This window comes from Phaeobacter sp. B1627 (genome assembly GCF_006265095.1).
Taxonomy (GTDB): Bacteria; Pseudomonadota; Alphaproteobacteria; order Rhodobacterales; family Rhodobacteraceae; genus Epibacterium.
Genome location: NZ_VCNK01000020.1, coordinates 64588 through 82777, shown reverse-complemented (window position 1 = coordinate 82777; position 18190 = coordinate 64588). Strand labels below are relative to the sequence as shown.

Annotated in this window: 22 protein-coding genes and 1 pseudogene; 8 read left to right on the top strand and 15 right to left on the bottom strand. The window is 57.1% G+C overall.

Annotation, left to right across the window (positions count from 1 at the left end; translation table 11 throughout):
* Positions 1-108 precede the first annotated feature (108 nt).
* From flhA to FGE21_RS11365, 4 genes are read left to right on the top strand one after another with little or no spacing between them, the layout of a single operon-like run.
* Positions 109-2148 (top strand): flagellar biosynthesis protein FlhA, encoded by a 2040-nt coding sequence (flhA, locus tag FGE21_RS11380; protein WP_370285655.1) that lies wholly within the window; start codon positions 109-111, stop codon positions 2146-2148.
* Entirely contained in the window at positions 2145-2924 is a 780-nt protein-coding gene (locus tag FGE21_RS11375) for a flagellar biosynthetic protein FliR (RefSeq protein ID WP_139663411.1), read from the top strand. The genes flhA and FGE21_RS11375 overlap by 4 nt, the downstream gene beginning before the upstream one ends.
* Positions 2921-4012 (top strand): flagellar type III secretion system protein FlhB, encoded by a 1092-nt coding sequence (flhB, locus tag FGE21_RS11370; protein WP_139663410.1) that lies wholly within the window; start codon positions 2921-2923, stop codon positions 4010-4012. The genes FGE21_RS11375 and flhB overlap by 4 nt, the downstream gene beginning before the upstream one ends.
* Positions 4009-4413 (top strand): hypothetical protein, encoded by a 405-nt coding sequence (locus FGE21_RS11365; protein WP_139663409.1) that lies wholly within the window; start codon positions 4009-4011, stop codon positions 4411-4413. Before flhB ends, FGE21_RS11365 begins: the two co-directional genes overlap by 4 nt.
* A 90-nt stretch (positions 4414-4503) precedes the next feature.
* Here the strand turns inward: FGE21_RS11365 and FGE21_RS11360 are convergent, their stop codons facing one another.
* Genes FGE21_RS11360 through FGE21_RS11320 form a run of 9 tightly spaced genes read right to left on the bottom strand, consistent with a single transcriptional unit; the run spans position 4504 to position 9107 of the window.
* Positions 4504-5007, bottom strand: coding sequence for a flagellar basal body-associated protein FliL (locus tag FGE21_RS11360; protein WP_176695423.1), 504 nt, complete (start codon positions 5005-5007; stop codon positions 4504-4506).
* A gap of 12 nt (positions 5008-5019) precedes the next feature.
* A complete protein-coding gene (flgH, locus tag FGE21_RS11355; RefSeq protein ID WP_139663407.1) occupies positions 5020-5757 on the bottom strand; it encodes a flagellar basal body L-ring protein FlgH in 738 nt (245 codons plus the stop codon).
* Entirely contained in the window at positions 5757-6176 is a 420-nt protein-coding gene (gene flgA, locus FGE21_RS11350) for a flagellar basal body P-ring formation chaperone FlgA (protein WP_139663406.1), read from the bottom strand. Before flgA ends, flgH begins: the two co-directional genes overlap by 1 nt.
* Positions 6177-6962 carry a flagellar basal-body rod protein FlgG gene (flgG, locus tag FGE21_RS11345; RefSeq protein ID WP_139663405.1) on the bottom strand — a complete coding sequence of 262 codons (786 nt, stop codon included), beginning with the start codon at positions 6960-6962 and terminating at the stop codon, positions 6177-6179. It abuts the gene before it with no gap.
* Between the two features lie 9 nt (positions 6963-6971).
* The gene (locus FGE21_RS11340; RefSeq protein WP_139663404.1) at positions 6972-7688 is read right to left on the bottom strand and encodes a flagellar hook-basal body complex protein; all 717 of its coding nucleotides are present in this window, start codon (positions 7686-7688) and stop codon (positions 6972-6974) included.
* Positions 7688-7960: a flagellar biosynthetic protein FliQ gene (locus FGE21_RS11335; protein WP_139663403.1), complete on the bottom strand. Its 273-nt coding sequence runs from the start codon at positions 7958-7960 to the stop codon at positions 7688-7690. Before FGE21_RS11335 ends, FGE21_RS11340 begins: the two co-directional genes overlap by 1 nt.
* Before the next feature lie 3 nt (positions 7961-7963).
* Entirely contained in the window at positions 7964-8260 is a 297-nt protein-coding gene (gene fliE, locus FGE21_RS11330; RefSeq protein WP_139663402.1) for a flagellar hook-basal body complex protein FliE, read from the bottom strand.
* A 23-nt stretch (positions 8261-8283) separates the two neighbouring features.
* Entirely contained in the window at positions 8284-8676 is a 393-nt protein-coding gene (gene flgC, locus FGE21_RS11325; protein WP_139663401.1) for a flagellar basal body rod protein FlgC, read from the bottom strand.
* A gap of 14 nt (positions 8677-8690) precedes the next feature.
* Entirely contained in the window at positions 8691-9107 is a 417-nt protein-coding gene (locus tag FGE21_RS11320) for a FlgB family protein (protein WP_139663400.1), read from the bottom strand.
* A gap of 61 nt (positions 9108-9168) precedes the next feature.
* Between FGE21_RS11320 and FGE21_RS11315 the strand changes: the two genes are divergently transcribed.
* Together FGE21_RS11315 and FGE21_RS20625 are read left to right on the top strand one after the other, a co-directional pair.
* Positions 9169-10497, top strand: a complete 1329-nt coding sequence (locus FGE21_RS11315) for a FliI/YscN family ATPase (RefSeq protein WP_139663399.1) — start codon at positions 9169-9171, stop codon at positions 10495-10497.
* 300 nt (positions 10498-10797) lie between these two features.
* Positions 10798-11028: pseudogene (locus FGE21_RS20625) on the top strand (transposase); the annotation flags it as partial.
* A gap of 58 nt (positions 11029-11086) precedes the next feature.
* Here the strand turns inward: FGE21_RS20625 and FGE21_RS11305 are convergent.
* The 6 genes from FGE21_RS11305 to FGE21_RS11280 all read right to left on the bottom strand — a co-directional run bounded on the left by FGE21_RS11305 (position 11087) and on the right by FGE21_RS11280 (position 15646).
* Positions 11087-13063, bottom strand: coding sequence for a DUF1217 domain-containing protein (locus FGE21_RS11305; protein WP_139663398.1), 1977 nt, complete (start codon positions 13061-13063; stop codon positions 11087-11089).
* Complete coding sequence (flbT, locus tag FGE21_RS11300) at positions 13060-13464, bottom strand: flagellar biosynthesis repressor FlbT (RefSeq protein ID WP_139663397.1); 405 nt, start codon at positions 13462-13464, stop codon at positions 13060-13062. Before flbT ends, FGE21_RS11305 begins: the two co-directional genes overlap by 4 nt.
* 2 nt (positions 13465-13466) lie before the next feature.
* Entirely contained in the window at positions 13467-13838 is a 372-nt protein-coding gene (gene flaF, locus FGE21_RS11295; protein ID WP_139663396.1) for a flagellar biosynthesis regulator FlaF, read from the bottom strand.
* Positions 13839-13927: 89 nt separating this feature from the next.
* Positions 13928-14776: a flagellin gene (locus FGE21_RS11290; RefSeq protein ID WP_139663395.1), complete on the bottom strand. Its 849-nt coding sequence runs from the start codon at positions 14774-14776 to the stop codon at positions 13928-13930.
* Positions 14777-14990: 214 nt separating this feature from the next.
* Positions 14991-15359 (bottom strand): flagellar export chaperone FlgN, encoded by a 369-nt coding sequence (locus tag FGE21_RS11285; protein ID WP_139663394.1) that lies wholly within the window; start codon positions 15357-15359, stop codon positions 14991-14993.
* Positions 15356-15646, bottom strand: coding sequence for a rod-binding protein (locus FGE21_RS11280; protein ID WP_139663503.1), 291 nt, complete (start codon positions 15644-15646; stop codon positions 15356-15358). The genes FGE21_RS11285 and FGE21_RS11280 overlap by 4 nt, the downstream gene beginning before the upstream one ends.
* Before the next feature lie 729 nt (positions 15647-16375).
* Between FGE21_RS11280 and FGE21_RS20405 the strand changes: the two genes are divergently transcribed.
* The gene (locus FGE21_RS20405) at positions 16376-17383 is read left to right on the top strand and encodes a flagellar hook-length control protein FliK (RefSeq protein WP_255731525.1); all 1008 of its coding nucleotides are present in this window, start codon (positions 16376-16378) and stop codon (positions 17381-17383) included.
* A 4-nt stretch (positions 17384-17387) separates the two neighbouring features.
* Positions 17388-18065 carry a flagellar hook capping FlgD N-terminal domain-containing protein gene (locus FGE21_RS11270; RefSeq protein WP_139663392.1) on the top strand — a complete coding sequence of 226 codons (678 nt, stop codon included), beginning with the start codon at positions 17388-17390 and terminating at the stop codon, positions 18063-18065.
* The last annotated feature ends 125 nt before the right edge of the window (positions 18066-18190 follow it).

Here is an 18190-nt window from a genome sequence, read left to right as displayed (position 1 = left end):
ACTCTGGCCGCATCTGTCGGCCCGCTCCTGATCGCTTTGATATAAGAGAAAAAATCCGTGCCGAAACTATCAGTCAAAGAGCTATTCAATCCGACGATACTCCTCGCCATGGCGCTCATGGCGATTATTGTCATGATGATCCTGCCGATGCCTGCGTGGGTTCTGGACGTTGGTCTGGCCACATCTTTCGCGCTGGCGATCCTGATCTTCACGATCACACTGTTTATCGAAAGGCCGCTGGACTTTTCATCGTTTCCAACGATCCTGTTGGGATCTTTGATGCTCCGGCTGTCCCTGAATGTTTCGTCGACCAAGCTCATCATCGGGCAGGGGCACAGTGGCACCGATGCGGCAGGGAACGTGATCGAAGGTTTCGCGAACTTTGTGATGGACGGCAACGTCTTCCTCGGGCTCGTTGTGTTTGGCGTTCTATTGATCGTGAACTTCATGGTCATCACGAAGGGCGCGGCGCGAATGGCCGAAGTCGGCGCGCGCTTTGCGCTGGATGGGATGCCCGGCAAACAGCTGGCAATCGACAGCGATATGTCGGCCGGCGCAATTGATCATGCCACTGCCAAAGAACGCCGCGAGACAGAGCAGCGCGAAACCACCTTCTTTGGTTCGCTCGACGGTGTGTCGAAATTTGTCAAAGGCGATGCAATCGCCGGTCTCTTGATCACGCTGCTGAATCTGGTTGTCGGATTGATCATGGGTGTTCTGATCCACGGCATGCCGATCGGAACCGCGTTCGAGACTTATGCCATTCTGACCGTTGGTGACGGCCTTGTGTCGCAGATCCCCTCGGTGATCATCTCGATCGCGGCGGCTCTGTTGCTCGCGCGCGGTGGTGCCACCGGGGCGACGGATACCGCAATCTTCTCTCAATTGGGCAAACACCCAGGCGCGCTGGCGACTGTTTCGGTGCTGATGATTTTGTTCGCGCTGGTGCCGGGGCTTCCGTTTTTGCCGTTCATTTGCGGGGGCGGCGGGCTTGGGTATCTTTCGTACCGTATGTACGTGAAGAATGCCGCGGAAGACAAAGCGCTCCTGGATGCCCAGGTGGAAGAGGTCAAATCGCCGGAAAAAGCAAAAGCGCTGGGCGACATTCTTGATCTTGACGATCTTCACCTGGAGTTCTCGCAGGATCTCGTGTCCATGGTTCTTGACCCGGGAACCGGCCTGGATGCTCGGATCGCCAATATGCGAACTCATGTGGCGACGACATTTGGGCTTATTTTGCCCGAAATCCGACTGACTGATGAAGCCGAACTCGACAACGGCACATATGTTATCCGCATCCAGGGGGTGGAACAGGCACGCGGCACCCTGCATCCGGACATGGTTCTGGCACTGATGCCCGATAACCACGCAGCCCTTCCCTCAGGCACGGATGTGACTGAACCCGTCTACGGCGCGCCGGCGCGATGGATCGGGACCAAATACCAGGAAGACGCCGCATTGATGGGGGCCACTGTTGTGTCTCCGCCTGAAATTCTCGCAACGCATCTTCTGGAGGTTGTGAAACAGAGCTTCCCACGCTTGCTAACCCTCAAAGCGCTGCGTCGTCTGTTGCGGGAAATGACCGAGCTGACGGATGAGTTCCGTTCAAATGGCAACAAAAAGCTGCTGGAAGAGCTGATCCCGGATAAAGTGCCGATCGACACATTGCATTCCGTATTGCGCCTGCTGCTGGAAGAGCGCGTTTCGATCCGGAACATGCCTCTCATCCTCGAGTCCATTGCCGAGGCGCGACTGCGGACGACGATGCCCGAATTGATCACCGAGCACGTGCGTCAGCGACTGGGTTTCCAATTGGTGGCAGAAATGAAACGCGAGGATGGCACCATTCCCCTGGTGCAACTGGCGCCTGAATGGGAAGATGCCTTCACGACCTACCAGGTGGAAACGCAGACGGGCCTCGATATCGCGTTGCCGCCGGACACGTTCAACAAGCTGGTTGACGCAATGAGCGACAAGATCAATCAGGTCACTGAGCAAGGGATCTTTGCCGCGATTGTGACCTCGACGCGCCGCCGCCGTTATCTGCGCACCATCTTGCGCTCCAGAGGCATCCTCAACCCGGTTCTGTCCTTCGAGGAAATCGGTCTGGAAGCGCGTCCGGCGCTTGTCGGAATGGTGGCCGCGTGAATTTTGTCGGCATCACTCCGGAACTGATGGCCCTTTTCGGGGCCGGGTTCTGGCATGCAGCGATCGTATTCCTGCGCGTCGGCGCGATGACGTCGATCATGCCGGCATTCAGCGAAACGTTTCTGCCGACACAGATCCGAATGATCGTGGGGCTTGTGTTCACCGCGATCGTCGCGCCGGCCCTGCCGCAAATCGCCATGCCACAGAGCATTATGCAATACGCGGGATTGATCGCCACAGAAGTGGTCGTGGGGCTCGGGCTTGGGATGGCGCTGCGTATGTTTATGCACATGCTGCAGACCGCAGGATCCATCGCGGCTCAATGTACATCCCTCAGCCAGGTTTTGGGCGGGGCAGGTGCAGACCCGATGCCCGCTCTCGGCGCTATCTTGTGGATTTCCGGCCTTGCGCTCGCCGTGATGCTGGACTTGCATATCAGGGCAGCAGAGTTGTTGATCCGATCCTACGATTTGTTCCCGCTCGGCCAATTCCCTGATGCCGGCAGTTTTTCCGCCTGGGGCGTGCATCGCGTATCCGCGACCTTCTCGATGGCCTTTACGCTTTCCGCGCCGTTCCTGATCACGGCAGTCATCTACAACCTGACGCTTGGGATTATCAACCGCGCCATGCCGCAGCTGATGGTGATCTTCATCGGCGCACCTGCGATCACCCTCGGAGGTCTCGGTATCTTGATGATCGGTGCGCCGATGATCCTTGATGTCTGGGGACGTAGCCTGCTGATGTTCTTTGCAAATCCGGGTGCGGGCATGCCATGAGCGACGACAAAGACGACTCAGACAAGTCATTCGAGCCTACGCCCGAAAAACTTCGCAAAGCCCGGCAGGGAGGGGACGTTCCGAAGTCGAACGATCTTCTTCAGGCCGCGTCCTACATGGGGCTATTGATCGCCTTTTACGCGGCCGGTCGCAGCAGCGTGGAACAGCTTGGCACTGTCTTGATGTCCATGATCGATCAGCCTGACCGACTTGCGCCGGTGTTTTTCGGGGACAGTATGGCGGCTCCGGTTGCCGGGGAACTGATGACGGCGGCCTTCCGGTCAGTCCTGCCCTGGTTCATTGTGCCTGCTGCCTTGGTTCTACTGGCTGTATTTGCGCAGAGCGCCATGGTGTTCGCGCCCAAACGGATCGAGCCGAAATTCTCGCGCTTGTCGATCGTCAAGAATGCCCAGAACAAATTCGGACGCGCCGGGCTGTTTGAGTTTGGCAAGAGCTTTTTCAAACTGCTCCTCTATTCGATTGCCCTTGGGGTATATCTGACGTGGCGTATACCCGAGATGATTGCCATCGTTGGAACCGGTGTCGAGACGGTCACCCCGTTTCTGGTTCAGCTGGCCATGGAATTCCTGATCCTGACGCTGATTATTTCGCTCGGGATAGGATTGATCGACGCACCATTCCAACAGGCTGAATTCATTCGAAAAAACATGATGTCGCGGAAAGATGTCATGGATGAGATGAAGAACTCCGAGGGCGATCCACATACCAAGGGACAGCGAAAGCAGAAGGGGCGCCAGATTGTTGCCAAGCAGATCAAGGCGGCCGTTCCGACCGCCGATGTGGTGATCGTGAACCCGACCCACTATGCAGTGGCGTTGAAATGGAGCCGTGTTTCCGGCAGCGCACCGGAATGTGTGGCCAAGGGCGTGGACGAGGTCGCGGCGGTCATACGGGAAATTGCGCAGGAACATGGCGTGCCGCTGCACAGTGACCCGCCCACCGCACGCGCTTTGTACGCGACTGTGGAAGTTGGGGAAGAAATCGCCGAGGAGCATTTTGCCCCGGTTGCGGCTGCGATCCGCTTTGCAGAAGAGATGCGCAAACGTGCCAAGGAAAGCGTGCTATGAAACAGGACAAGATGCTTGCCCAGATGCGGGCCGTCACCCACGCCGTGTATCTGAAAGAACACGCCAAGGTGAAGCCGATTCTGGACCGTGAAGCTCAGCTGCGTGGTCAGCTTTCAATGTTGAAACAACAGGTTGAGCAGTCCCGTGCGTTGATCGACGACAGCCATGAGATGAAGGCGCTTGGCGTCGATCTTCAATGGCAGAAGTGGCATACCAATGCCCGGCGAGATATCAATCAGGATCTGGCTCAGGTTACGGCTCAGAAACTCCGTGCCATGGACAAGCTGCGTACCGCGTTCGGGCGCAAGCATGCCGTTGAAACGATGGAAGATCGCTTCAGGAGCGAGGCAAAAGAAAAGAAAAACAAGATGCTGTTTGACCGGTTGATGGATCTGGACTGATCAGCCCCCACAGAGCTGCAGAGCTAAAAAAGCCGCCTTCATGCACGAAGGCGGCTTTTTTCTCTCTGGCATGCGGCGAAAGATGTCTGTCTAGACGTCTTGCCGGGTGATCTCCAGAATGAGCACGTCAATCAGGTCAGAGCCAAGATACCGGCGCGCTTCTTCGCGCAGCGATGTGCGCAGGGGGTCCAGGACTTCGGATCGCGTGAAGGCACCGCGAAAGCCTCCCATGTTGGCGTGATCGAACAGGACCCGAAGCATAACGTCCCGCAGTTTTGGCTCGAACGAATGCACTTTCGATGCCATTCCGGGTTTGGTCTCCAGGCTCAATGACACGACAACCAGAGATGAGAGTTGGTCGCGTTCAACGACTGGGATAACAAACTGGCTGCTGATCTTGATGAAATCATTCGGAATGGTTTCATCAATTTCTTCGTCAGTTTCCTCCTCGTGGCCCTCTTCCTTGTGGGGTGCACCATCTTCGCCGGCCTCAGCGTGGTCCCCTTCTTCCGGAGGCGGTGCAAGCATGATGCCCGCACCGATCCCGCCGCCAAGGCCGATCACCAGCAGAAGTATTGGGAGCAATTTCGACATTATACGGAGACCTCAGAATGGAAGGATCGCATCAAGCACCTGCTGACCATAGCGGGGCTGCTGCATATCGGTGATCTGTCCACGCCCGCCGTAGGACACTCGGGCGGAGGCAATTTTGTCGTATGTCACTTCGTTCTGGCGGGAAATGTCATCCGGGCGCACATAGCCGGACACCAGCAGTTCACGCAATTCGAAATTCACCCGAAGCTCTTGCGATCCAGTGATGGCGAGAACGCCATTGGGCAGCACATCAACGACAGTTGCAGCAACGCGCAGTTCCAGATTTTCGCTGCGGCTCACCGACCCGCTGCCGCCGGAAGAGGATGAACTCCCCAGGTCAATGAGGTCATCACTGCTGGCGCCCTCTGGCAACCGCTCGTTCACGCGCTGCGGCAAGCCGAGAAGCTGGGGAACCTGCATACTTTCGGACGAATTGCGCGACCGGGAGGTGTCATTGGAAATCGATGCCTGTTCGTCGATCTCGATGACCACAGTCAGGATATCACCTTTTTTGGTCGCCCGCCGGTCCCCGAGCAACGATTGCCGGGACCCGCTCCAAAGGGACGCATTGTCCACAGCGCGTTGGGTTTGCGAGGTCAATGGCAAGCCCTGGTAGAGCATCGCCACATGTTCCTGGGTTTCATTTCCGGGGGTGAAGCTCGGCGGCTTGCCGATATGGTCCATGCGCGCGCAGCCCCCCAGGAGCCCGAGACCGAGAACTGCACATTTCACTGCGAGAATGGGTTTCATTAATCTACCTCAATATTTCCGCTCGCGGTGATCCGTCCTGTGACGGTCGTGCGCGAGGACAGGTTCATGACCCGGATGTATTCGCCTTCCGCACCGCGGCCGAGTGACCGGCCCTCGGTGGTGATTTCCAGACCGCCGTGGCGAAAAATAAGCTTCACCAGATCATTGCGATCCACGATGGCAGGGGCGCCTATGTCCCCGGCATGGATCGGACGGCTTGCGTAAAGCGCAATACGCGCTTCCTGCCCGATCACATCCTCGGGATTGCTCAGCGCGCCTGGGGATTGGATGTTTTTGAACATCAGATCCTCGGCGGAGATGATTTCCTTGGCCCGGATAGTCCGTGCGGGCACGAGTATTTCGGCCAATGCGGACTGGGCGAAGAGGATCCCGACGATGAGAGCGAGCAGATGTTTCATTTAGCGAACCTGGGTGGTCGCCGACATCATCTGATCAACCGCTGATATCACTTTGGAATTCATCTCATAGCCACGCTGGGCCTCGATCAGATCGGTGATTTCACGCACGGCATCCACCGAGCTGTCTTCCAGATAGCCCTGGCGCATGGTTCCCAGACCATCGGTTCCGGGATCTGTGGTGACGGGCTGGCCAGAGGCTTCGGTCTGTTTGAACAGGTTTCCGCCGACCGCTTCCAACCCCTTGGGATTGGTAAAGCCGGAAATGGTGAACTGCCCGAGCAGCTCTGCCTCGATGCTGTCATCAAAATAGGCGTAGAGTTCGCCCTGGGCGTTGATCGAGATTGAAGTTGCGTCCTCGGGGACGGTAATCTCAGGCGAGACCGGATAGCCATCATTGGTGACCACCAGACCATCCGCGGACCGTTTGAAGGACCCGTCGCGCGTGTATGCGGTGTCTCCGGAAGGCAGCGTGACCTCGAAGTAGCCGTTGCCGTCGATGGCAATATCGAGGTCGTTGCCCGTTTGAGACAGAGCACCCTGTTGCAGATAGATGGACACCGCTGAGGGACGCACCCCAAGACCGAGCTGCACACCGGTCGGCAGCACGGTGCCATCCGAGGCATTCACAGTTCCAGGCCGTGCGACTTGCTGATAATGCAAGTCCGCAAACTCCGCCCGCCGGGCATTGTAGGCGGTGGTGTTCATGTTCGCGAGGTTATTGGAGATGGTTTCGACGCGCAGCTGTTGCGCGCTCATCCCCGTGGCGGCGATTTTGAGTGCACGCATGGTTATCTCCTATGATTTCATCAGGTTGTCGATGGCCGCGCGGATCCGCTTATCCTCGTGGTCAAGAAAGCTCTGGCCCATTTCGTAGGCGCGTTGCACCTCGATCATCCGGGCCAGTTGGTGAATGGTATTGACGTTGGACCCTTCGACAAAGCCCTGCAGGACTTTGGCGTCCTCGGCGGCAACGGTTTCACCTTCCACCCGGAACATGACACCATCTTCGCGCAGGATCTGAGCGTCTTCGCCCGGCAGGAACAGACCGATCTGCCCCAACTGCTGGCCATCGGCACTCAGCGTACCATCAGCCCCGAAAGAAACGGTTTGTGCGTCACCGGGGACAAAAACAGGAGCCTGCCCTGCGTCCAGAACGCGGTAGCCATCGGCCGTGACCAGATCGCCCGCGGCATTTGGCGTGAAATTGCCCGCGCGGGTCAGGCGATTGCCGACCGGCGTTTCGACCATGAAGAAACCGTCGCCTTCGATCGCCAGATCATACGTACCATTGGTCTGGCTCAGCGTGCCTTGCTCCAGCGAGGTGTTGCGGATATTTGCCCGCCCCATCGACAGGCTTTCCTGTCCTGGTGCCGATTGCACGTATTCCGAGAAAATCAGGCCTTCGGACCGAAACCCTGAGGTTGCGGAGTTCGCGATATTGTTGGCCACGACCCGCATTTCATTCAACAGGCCGGACTGACGTGAAAGGGTAGTATAACCGATGGATCCCATTAAAAGCCCCCTTGGATCAGAGGAATGATACTTCCGTCAAAAAAAGCGACCAGCGTTTGCGTCATGATGCCCATGGTCAACCAGAAAACGACCAGAATGCTTGCGAGTTTAGGCACAAACGTCAGTGTCATCTCCTGGATGGAGGTCAGGGCTTGAAACAGGCCCACCGTCAGGCCGACGACCAGAGCAACAACCAGGATTGGCAAAGCCATCGTAATCGCTGCCAGGATGGCCTGACGCAGGGTGTCGTAGAATACGCCTTCGCTCATCATGGCTCAGACCGGCATCCGCAGGATTTCCTGATAGGCTTCGACCACCTTGTTGCGCACGGTCACAGCGGTTTCCACGGCAAGTTCGGTCTGCGCAAGGGCTTGTACCAGCGCGTGCGGATCAGCGTTTCCAGTCATCGACTGCACGGAGACCTGCTCACTGTTGACCAGCGTATTGGTGAAATCTTCAAAGCTTGCTTTTGCGTGCTCTTGAATCGTACCGGGGGTGTATTCCGGGTCGATTTTCGTGGCCGGGCGGGCCGCATTGTAGCCGGATGTGGCATTAATTGAACGAATATCCATTCTGGATCTCCAATCTGTTCAGGTTAGCGACGCAAGAGGTCCATCAGAGAGGCCGACATTTGCCGGGTCTGATCAAACATCTTCAGGTTTGCTTCGTAGGTACGCTGCGCTTCGCGCGCGTCCGAGACTTCGATCATCAGATCGACGTTTGAGCCCTCGTAGTGGCCAGTTTCATCTGCCAGCGGGTGCGAGGGGTCGTAAATTTCCTCCAGGTTTTTGCGGTCCAGAGACACACGCCCAACCCTGACTTCGCTGACATCTGTCGCCAGATCGCGAACGGCCTGAAAGGAGACCGTCTTGCGGCGATAGCCGGGGGTATCCGCGTTCGAGATGTTCTCGGACACATGGGTCAATCTGGCAGCCTGCGCGCGCAGGGCGCTAGCAGTCACTGACAGGGCTTTGGAAAAATCGCTCATTGTCTGTCTCCTGATCAGCTGCGGCCGAGGCTGGCGCGTAGGATGTTCATGGAAGAGCGGTAAACGGCGAGCGCACGATCATGCTGCCGTTTAGCCTCAACGCCGTTGAGGATCTGTTCCTCCACGGAAACGGAATTGCCATTTGGATCGATAGAGCTGTCGTCGGTGGTGACGGCCCAGTCAAAGCCACTTCCGTTCGCACCATGCAGATGGGCACCGCGCGAGGCCGTCATGTCGCCCTGCGCTTCGCCTGCAGCGAAAACTTCAGTGAAAGGTTTGATATCCTTGGCGTGATACCCTGGGGTATCCGCATTCGCGATATTTTCCGAGATAAGCGCCTGACGCTTACCTGCATGGGTCGCCATGGAATAGGCGATATTAAAAACATTCAGTCTTTCGAACACCGGGGCTTCTCCCTCGATCAATTTCAATCAAGGCTTAACCCTGATTCCTTTAGAAATTGTTTTCAGAGGAATGTTGGAGAACCCGCATATGATGAAATCGATCGAAGCGCTCAGCCAAGAGTTGGCAAGCGCGCAGCTCTCTACCCCATTGGGACGTGTTACCGGTATTTCCGGCGGCGAGATCGAGGTGTCGGGCCTGGAGCGCCAGGCCCGTATCGGTGACAGGCTGGTTCTGCGTCGCGGGAAGAAGGATGATCTCCATGGTGAAGTCCTGGCGATCGGCTCCGATCATATCCGCATGCTGCCGGATACCGCGCCGGAACGCGCCTCCATCGGGGACGCGGTGCTGTTGTTTCCGACGCCGGACTTTGCGCCGGATAACAGTTGGATCGGACGGTTGATAGACCCCTTTGGTGAACCTCTGGATGCAAATCCGATGCTGCGTGGTGTGGAGAGCCGGGACCTGATGGCCAGCCCGCCAAAGGCTGCGTCGCGCAGGGGTCTGGGCAAACGATTGTCCAGCGGCCTGTCCATTCTCAACACCGTGCTGCCGATCGTAACCGGACAAAGGGTGGGTCTGTTCGCGGGCTCAGGTGTTGGTAAATCCACATTGATGGCGCAACTCGCGCAAAACATGGAGGCCGATGTGGTCGTCATGGCGCTGATTGGCGAGCGGGGTCGTGAGGTCAACCATTTTGTGAAGGATGTGTTGGGACCAGAGGGCATGAAGCGTGCGATCGTTGTGGCTGCGACTTCGGATCAATCGGCGCTGGTGCGCCGTCGATGCGCATGGGCCGCGATGACCGTTGCCGAACATTTCCGGGATCAGGGAATGAATGTGTTGTTTATGGCCGATTCTATCACCCGGTTTGCCGAGGCCCATCGGGAAATTGCAGTGGCCTCTGGCGAGGCGCCGGCCCTGCGTGGCTTCCCGCCCTCCGTCACGCCCCTTATCACGGGGCTGTGTGAGCGCGCGGGGCCGGGGTCGGATGGGCAGGGTGATATCACCGCCGTCTTCAGCGTGTTGGTCGCAGGGTCCGATATGGACGAACCTATCGCCGATATTCTGCGGGGGGTTCTGGACGGCCACATCGTACTCAACCGGGAGATCGCCGAACGGGGCCGATTCCCTGCCATTGATGTGTCACGCTCCGTATCGCGCAGCCTGCCTGCGGCGGCGACGAAGGACGAAAACGAGATGATTCTCGGGGTACGAAAGTTTCTAGGCGCCTATGAGCAATCCGAGGTCATGATCCGGGCCGGGCTCTATTCCGAAGGAAACGACCTGGTTCTTGACCAGGCTGTGAAGGTTTGGCCGGAGCTGGACGCATTTTTCGGTCGTGCGGAGCCTGAGGGGATTAAAGCAAGTTTCAACAGACTCGCTCTGCTGCTGCGGCGGGCCGGTTCCGGTCGCTAGGTCGGCCAAAGGATCCGGTGTGCGGAGGATGTTATCCCATTTGGCCTGGAACCATTTGGCCTGGAAAGATGCTCCTGGGCATGGGTTTTGATATGAGGGATGCGGTCGTCTGTCGCTGAGTTTGAGGCGAGGTTGGCCGCCCGCCGCGCCCGCGTCTCCGCCGCAGCTCCCTTGGGTGACGCGCTCAAACACCTCGGGACATACTGGTACCTCGGGACATACTGGGAGGGACGACTCCGATCCGACCGTTGATGGGATGGGATCTACCGCTTTAAAGGTGAGGGATTGTATCGCGGCCGATCCTATATCGAACCAGGATCACCCTGGGAGAACGGCGTCTGCGAAAGCTTCAGCGCCCGGTTCCATGACGAGCTGTTGAATGGCGAAATCGTCGATAGCTCGGAGGAATCCCAACGCTTGTTTGACAATGGCACATCCATCTCAAAACAGTCACGCCGCACAGCGCAGCTGGGCGATCGCCCAACTGCGCTCAAAACCATTATTCCGAAGTACCGGAGGTCAACAATGCACTCGCAATCAAACCAGTCCACCCGATGGGCTCAGACCATGCGGGGGCAGGTCAATGCTGTTAGCTGCGGAGCATCATAAGTGCGGCACTTCCAGAGCTATAGCCGCTGCTGATTGATCTCATTTGTGCCCGTGTCAGGTACATATTGACCAGATCATCCATCTTGTTCCCGGCGATGAACTCTGACGGCTTGTCGGTTCCCAGAATTTCCTCAGATTTACGCTTGTAAACTTCGACGGCCTGATCAATATCCATTTGCCCGACCTCACTTGGCAAGCCCAGCGCCACCTGCATAAAGTCGGTCATCGCCTGCTGCCCCATAATGGTGAACCATTGCGATGTGGCACTTGGCCCGTCGTCCTCATCATTCATAGTGCGCAGTTTTTCCAGCGCGTCTTCGAACTCTTGCTCCGCATCTGTATCATCGGATTGAAACAGGGTCTCCAGCTCTCGTTCTGCAATTTGCGCATAGTAGGTGATGAAAAACTCACTTTCGCCATCCGCAGCAGCATTTGCGCGATAGGCATCGCTCACCAGACCAATTTGGTAGGGGCCTGTGAGTTCTTTCAAATCATCCGTGCCAAAAAGTTCGGTCGCTTGATCCTTATAGATCGCCAGCTGCTGGTCGATGGAAAGGCTATCGAATGTCGACCCTGCATCCAGCTCGCTCTGGGCAATAAGATCTTCAACTGCTGAATCGACTTCGAGAGCGGTGTTCAGAAAACGCGGGACACCGGTTTGGCCCATGGTGCTAAACCAGTCGGCGTCGATTGCCGCCTGTTCCAGCTCGGCACTGTTGTCCGGGGCAGTGTCGTCTTCGCCGTAAGAGAATTTCAAAATCGTTTCAACGGTGCTCAAATTGGCAGAAATTTCGCTATTCCGCATGCCGGATTCGGTGGCTTTTTCCCTGTACACCGCCAGCATATCGTCCATATTTTTGCTGTTGGCAAAAACATTCGGATCGTCGGTCCCAAAGGCTTCTATCGCCTTCTCACGGTAAATCCTCATCGCTTCACTGGTCTCGCGATCCGCGATATCATCCGGCAATTCCAGCGCAATTTTCATGAACTCTGCAAGGGGGTCCTGCCGCGCGATATAGTCCCACTCCTCGTTCAGAGCCGAATCCCGGGACACCATCTGATCCAGAATTCGTTCCGACAGATCTGCAATAGCGGTGATTTCATCACTTGGATCACCATCCACTGTCGCGCGGGTTTTGTAAGCCGACAACACCACGTCCTTGTTGTCAGGCGAGAAGAAAACGGTTGGGTCATCGCTACCGAAGACAACGGTTGCCCTGTCGCGATAAGCCTGAATTTGTTCGTCCTCATCGAGACCGGTAATGGACGCAGACATGCGAAGGGTCGTATTGAGGAAATCGGTCAGAACGTCGCGTTGAACGATGTCCTGCCACTGATCTTCAACGGAGGTTACGCCGGGTTGTTCGTCTTCCTCACCGGTGATGTCCTCTAGCGTCAGGTTGAACTCCCGGAGCGCTCGCTCTTTCACGCTGAGCTGCGAGACATCGTCCTCATCCGGTTCGCCAAAGACTTCTATCATCGCGCGTTTTGCAAACAACGCAGTGCGCATGGTATCGTCCACTGCGCCGACTGCCTCCTCGAAGGAGGCGGATTGAAAGCTGTCGATGACTCCCTGCATGGCCTTGGAATCCGTCGTTTTCGGAGATTGCCCCGGGCCAAATCCAAATGCCTCCGAGAACTTTACATAGCGCTCGTCGTTCATTGTGTTTGCCAAGGCGTCGTCGGCGGCTGTGCCTTCATTCAATGCACGCTGCAAGAGGGCGCGATAGTTGATTTCTTCTTCCAGTCCAAACGCCTTGACCGCCACCTGAAGAAGGCGGCGGTCGTCGAGAAGGTCATCTGTTGACGTGACTTTGCCAATGTTTTCGGCAAAGTACTCGCTATCGTTTTTCAACTGACCTGCTTGGATAAAGGCGTCATATTGCCGGTCATAGGTCGATTGTAGAAAATTCCAGCCCGCGACCCCGGAGGACGGAATGAGTGGCGTATAACTCATTGCGATCTGACGGCCATGAGCCGTTCCTCCCGCGGCAGCAAGGCTCGAAGTGCCTTGAGGCATCGATAGTGATTGTTGCTGATCACCGACTCGGTTGCTTCTGACAGGGCCGCCCGACTGTCTGGGTCGGTGAAGACCTGACTCAGTTCTTCGATACGGCGCAACATTGGCAACCGGTCTTCTTCGGGATCGACATCCCCCGAAAGCACCAGCTGGGCTGCGTAGCAAACACGACGCACTGGCGTATTCGCTTGTTCAGGGTGAATCGCATCACGTAGACGCAGGATATTTGCATCAGGGGTTACGATTGATAGGCGGCTGCGGCGATCTCCATTCTCGATCACGGCGCCGTTGACCAAAACGCGCTCTTTCGGCGCGAGTTTAAGGACCAATCCACTCATTTTCAGGACGCTCCGCTTCTGAGGCCACGCATGATGGCCGTGTTGATTTCTACAAGCGGCTGGACCGTGGCTTTGCGAGCCAGGACCTTGCTGCTGTGCTCACGCGTGAAGCGGGCCAAATGAAACAGGCGTTGTTTCAGCTCGGTCGGCAGCTTGTTGCCGTCCTTCGCCAGATCCGCAGTGAAGAGTGTCCAGAGTTTACGGTTATCGGAAACAGCTGCGACAAGCTCCTTGAAACCGTCAGACCCCTTGCCGTTCGCCACGATCATGCGATGCGTGATACGCGCCAAGATTTCATATTCGGTGTTCCGTGCAGTGCGGGTCGGGGCTTTTGCCGCCGCATAGGCGCTCTTCGCCTTTAGAAGGGCATTCACGTGTTATCCTAACGTATTATTGCTCACTGATTCTCAGAGACGTAGGTAGGCACCTGGGACCCTATTCAGGGTCCCAGGCGAAAGGCTATTTAGCGGAAGAGCTGTTGGAGCGAGCTCGGGGCTTCATTGGCGATTGTCAGCGATTGAATGGCAAGCTCCTGCTGAGTTTGCAGCGCGCTAAGACGTGCAGAGGCTTCTTCCATATTGGTGTCCGTCATTGTGGAGACACCGAGGGTCATGGAATCGACCAGATCGGCCACGAACATCGACTGATCGTCCAGGCGCGCGGCAGAGGCACCCAGAGCGGCGGCGCCGGTGATCGCAGTTTGCAGGAAGGTTTCGATCTCACCCAGCGCGGATGCCGCAGAGGTGGTATCGGTGATCGAGGTCAAGTCCGCAGTCAGATCCAGGCTCGATTCAAAGTCCACGGTGGCGATGGTGATCTCCACTGCAGTCACTGTACCGCCGGCGCCCTCACGGTCGAGGGAGGCCAGAACGCCCATCTCGGTTGTTGTGTTGCCGTCGATGTCACTCGCCAGAAGGTTCGCACCGTTGAATTGCGCCGCAGAGATGATGGCTTCAACCTGCTCAACCTTGGAGGTGATGTCTGTTTGGATCTTGGCGTGATCGACGTTCTCGGACTGAGCGGAAACGATCAGTTCCTTGATTTCAGTCAGTTTTTCAACAATCTGTTCCGCGCCTGCAGAGGCAACGGCAACGGTTGCTTCGCCGATCGCAAGGCCTTCTTCGATCGCTTCAAAACCAGCGATGTCGGATTCCATTGTCTTGGAGATCGCCCACACAGCGGAGTTGTCTTTGGCTGTGCCGATTTCTTTACCGGTGGAGATATTCGACTGGGTGGTGTTCAGGTCATCGTTCACAGACTTCAACGTCTGGAGTGCAACCATTGCGCCATTGTTCGTCAGAATGCTGGACATAGCATAAGTTCCTTTAATACGGGGCAATTTAACCCCTGATTTGGTATCTCAGCTTCGTTGCCGAAGCTCTCTCTGTCGTCTTTCTGACTTTGCTTCACCTTTCGGTTTCCGCGCCACCTCAGTCGAGATGCAAGGCGACTTTGGCGTATCAGGTGCTAAGAGAGTGCTAATGGTCCAATTTGCATTTTTAAAATTGTCTCCAATTCCCGGTGGGTTACGCGCGCTTTTCCAACTTAAGACTCCCTGTGGTTGAGAATTGCGTCTTCCGTCCGGACCGGTCATAAACTTCCAAACCCCGGCGAACCTTGCGTAATTCCGCCATCCGGTTGGCAACAGCCTTGATACCTTTCATGGCGCTGCCGAGTAGCTCCTGGTTGCGGGCGACTTTATTGTTTACGGTATCCAATGCGGCCTTTTCCAGGTTGCCGATGGCATTGAGTTGGTCAAACAGCGCTTCCTTCTGCTGCAGGAGGCCTTCCAGCTTATGGAGCTGCCCCTCTTTTAGCGCGGCGCGTTCCTGATCAAGAATTGCATCGAGGGCTGTAATCAGGGCTTGGGGGGTCTGGTTGGTCAGTGTGCTCATTCTTGAGAGTCCTTCAGTGAGTTATAGATGGATTCGGCCAATCCGATGCCGCCGCTTTCGGCCATGGCCCGTGCCTGTTCATTGACCAGCAGGCTTGCGAACTGGTCTTCGCCTGAGCCACCGCCAAAGGCTTCCGGCGCCTTGCCCAGGCCTGCTGCTTTTAACATTTCAGAAAGAAAGGATGCTTCGAGGTCGATCGCCGCCTGACGCAATGCTGCGTCTTTTGGATCAGCGACCTGCTGCAACGGGGCTGCCGAGGTGGGCAGCGAAACAGTTGGTACGGGCATTCTGCCTCCGTCCTTATATAGGTGTCGAATTCTTCGATTTTTCGAGTTTTCGCAAAAAGCAGTTAAAAATAACGTAACTGGTTTGCGATATTCATTGGTCACACGAGATAGAACATCCGGTGGACCATGATGATGAACTTCCTTTTGACTCAATCAGTTGGCAGCAAGCCCGTTGAGTCGCCGCAGCGATCCGATGCCCATCGGAAATCCGGCGACTCCTTTGAGTCCGCTATGAGGCGGTCGGCCAATGAAGCAAATCAGAAATCCCGAGATGCCCGAGATCCCCGAGATCCCCAGGGGCCCCAAGAACCGAAACAACGCCAAGGGGCTGACTCTGTTGACGGTCAGGCGTCTGAGACTGAGACAACCGCCGTCGCATCGCAACCCGCGTCCGAGGGGGGGGGCTTGGACACCGAAGAGGGGTCCGCTCCTGATGGCACATCGCCCGAAACGGCGGTAGCGCCACTAGAGGGCGATGAATTCACAGAGCAGTCCGGTAATTCTGTCGATGATTCTGCCGAACAGGATCTGATAACCGCCCAGGAGCAAATCCTGTCTCCGCAAAACCCGGCACCCGCCAGCAAAGGCGCGGAAGAGACGGCACCGGGGTCATTGACCAAAACACCGGGAGACCGTGTGGTATCGCCTGCCGCCGCTCCAACCGAGCTGCCGGACGAAGATTCCCTCCAGCCCGGCGCAGAACCAGTGGCTGAAGGGGAGGCATCCGATATGGAACCCGCCTCACTGTTGGCATCTCGTGCCAGCGCCCTCGAAGAGCAGAAAGGGCGCAATGGCATCTCAACGACATTGGACGCGCACCGTGAGACCTTGCGCCAACAGCGCCCGCAGGCGAGCGCGACGGAGGCTGGGACTCCTGCAAAACCGGCCACGGACATCGAGGTTGGGGCGACGGGCAAGGGGGACGATGCATCGATCCGTCTGCCGGGAGTGCAGCCGGCGACTACGGCACAACAAACCGTTGCGGAGGTGCAGGCCCGATCAGCCAGAGCGGATGCTCCGGTTCAGACGGCGTCGGGGATGCAAGCTCCGGGCGCCGCCTTTGATGTGCGTACGCAATCTGCGAACGTTCAGCCAAAGACAACTCAAACACCGGGCGCACCAGCCAGCGGTACGGCGACGCCGTCTGCGGCGACCGGCACGGTTCTGCAATCGTCCTCTGCGGTGGTCACCAGCGTATTTGGCGCGTCCGACAGTGCCGGGACGGGCGAGGATGTTCTCACGCAGCGCGGCGCAGAGAGCTTTGCCCTGCCGCAATTGCTGGCTGAGGCCTCTGTTCGGTCTGGCGCGGCCAGCTTTCGCGCTGAAACGCCCCGCCTTGTAGCGCAGCAACTGGCAGAGGCGGTTGCCACCAATGGGAAGCGCAATATCGATGTCTCGCTGAACCCGAGAGAGCTGGGTCACGTGAATATGAGGGTTTCCACCACTGAAACCGGCGTGACCGTTGTCATCCAGGCTGAACGGCAGGAAACCGAAGACCTGATGCGCCGCCACATTCAGGACCTGGCGCGGGAATTCAAGGAAATGGGCTTCTCCGACATCTCTTTCCAATTCGGCTCCGACACGTCGGCGGGACAATCAGAGGACGGGGAAATGACAGATAGTTCCGGCGGCACCGCGCTGAAGGGCGACGGTGATGCCGTAGAGGAGGAGCCGCAGGGGCTGCCTTTGTCACAACAACTCAACATATCGGCCGACGGGCTGGACATAAGGATCTGAGAGAATGACCACTGAAATTTCCGGTCTGGGTACGACCAGCGCGCTCAGCTCATCTGCGACGCAAACCGCAACATCGGCATTGTCGTCGGACTTTGAAACCTTCCTGACGCTGATGACGACACAGGCCAAATATCAGGACCCGCTGGAGCCGATGGATTCGTCGGACTATACCGCCCAGCTTGCGCAGTTCTCCGCGGTTGAACAGCAGGTTTTGACCAACGACACATTGGCCAGCATGCTGACACAACTGTCGCTCACGAATATGTCGCAATTGACCGGATGGGTCGGCAAGGAAGTCCGGGCCCAGGCGGCGGCTCACTTTGATGGATCGACCCCGATCTCCGTTTCGCCGAACCCGGCTGCCGTTGCCGACGAGGTGCAGTTGGTCATCTATGATGATACCGAAGCGGAAGTTGGCCGGATTGAACTGCCGGTCTCTGCTGAACCCTACATGTGGAATGGCGAAGGCACAGACGGCGAGACACTTCCGGACGGCAATTATACCTTTGTGGTCGAGAGCTATTCCGACGATGAGGTGATCCTGTCGGAAATCGCCGAAGTCTACGGGGTGGTCGAAGAAACCCAGAACGTGGATGGACAGGTGGCCTTGATCCTTCAAAGCGGAACCGCCATCCTTGCCTCCTCGGTCACTGCGCTGCGAGATCCCGATACGGCATCGTGATATTTCCGCAGATACGGCTTCTGACCGGGCCTCTGTGGCTGCCGGGGACAGGCGCCGATCCGACCGTGGAGCGCTATCCTGACGATCGTAGCCGATGATATTGCACCAGCCCTGTTTCGCCATCT

What these genes read in the sequence shown, in the direction of transcription:
- flhA (WP_370285655.1), top strand. Translation starts at nt 109, where the DNA reads ATGGCGCTCATGGCGATTATTGTCATGATGATCCTGCCGATGCCTGCG.
- flhB (WP_139663410.1), top strand. Translation starts at nt 2,921, where the DNA reads ATGAGCGACGACAAAGACGACTCAGACAAGTCATTCGAGCCTACGCCC.
- FGE21_RS11365 (WP_139663409.1), top strand. Translation starts at nt 4,009, where the DNA reads ATGAAACAGGACAAGATGCTTGCCCAGATGCGGGCCGTCACCCACGCC.
- FGE21_RS11360 (WP_176695423.1), bottom strand. Translation starts at nt 5,007, where the DNA reads ATGTCGAAATTGCTCCCAATACTTCTGCTGGTGATCGGCCTTGGCGGC.
- flgH (WP_139663407.1), bottom strand. Translation starts at nt 5,757, where the DNA reads ATGAAACCCATTCTCGCAGTGAAATGTGCAGTTCTCGGTCTCGGGCTC.
- flgA (WP_139663406.1), bottom strand. Translation starts at nt 6,176, where the DNA reads ATGAAACATCTGCTCGCTCTCATCGTCGGGATCCTCTTCGCCCAGTCC.
- flgG (WP_139663405.1), bottom strand. Translation starts at nt 6,962, where the DNA reads ATGCGTGCACTCAAAATCGCCGCCACGGGGATGAGCGCGCAACAGCTG.
- FGE21_RS11340 (WP_139663404.1), bottom strand. Translation starts at nt 7,688, where the DNA reads ATGGGATCCATCGGTTATACTACCCTTTCACGTCAGTCCGGCCTGTTG.
- FGE21_RS11335 (WP_139663403.1), bottom strand. Translation starts at nt 7,960, where the DNA reads ATGATGAGCGAAGGCGTATTCTACGACACCCTGCGTCAGGCCATCCTG.
- fliE (WP_139663402.1), bottom strand. Translation starts at nt 8,260, where the DNA reads ATGGATATTCGTTCAATTAATGCCACATCCGGCTACAATGCGGCCCGC.
- flgC (WP_139663401.1), bottom strand. Translation starts at nt 8,676, where the DNA reads ATGAGCGATTTTTCCAAAGCCCTGTCAGTGACTGCTAGCGCCCTGCGC.
- FGE21_RS11315 (WP_139663399.1), top strand. Translation starts at nt 9,169, where the DNA reads ATGATGAAATCGATCGAAGCGCTCAGCCAAGAGTTGGCAAGCGCGCAG.
- FGE21_RS11305 (WP_139663398.1), bottom strand. Translation starts at nt 13,063, where the DNA reads ATGAGTTATACGCCACTCATTCCGTCCTCCGGGGTCGCGGGCTGGAAT.
- flbT (WP_139663397.1), bottom strand. Translation starts at nt 13,464, where the DNA reads ATGAGTGGATTGGTCCTTAAACTCGCGCCGAAAGAGCGCGTTTTGGTC.
- FGE21_RS11290 (WP_139663395.1), bottom strand. Translation starts at nt 14,776, where the DNA reads ATGTCCAGCATTCTGACGAACAATGGCGCAATGGTTGCACTCCAGACG.
- FGE21_RS11285 (WP_139663394.1), bottom strand. Translation starts at nt 15,359, where the DNA reads ATGAGCACACTGACCAACCAGACCCCCCAAGCCCTGATTACAGCCCTC.
- FGE21_RS11280 (WP_139663503.1), bottom strand. Translation starts at nt 15,646, where the DNA reads ATGCCCGTACCAACTGTTTCGCTGCCCACCTCGGCAGCCCCGTTGCAG.
- FGE21_RS20405 (WP_255731525.1), top strand. Translation starts at nt 16,376, where the DNA reads ATGGAACCCGCCTCACTGTTGGCATCTCGTGCCAGCGCCCTCGAAGAG.
- FGE21_RS11270 (WP_139663392.1), top strand. Translation starts at nt 17,388, where the DNA reads ATGACCACTGAAATTTCCGGTCTGGGTACGACCAGCGCGCTCAGCTCA.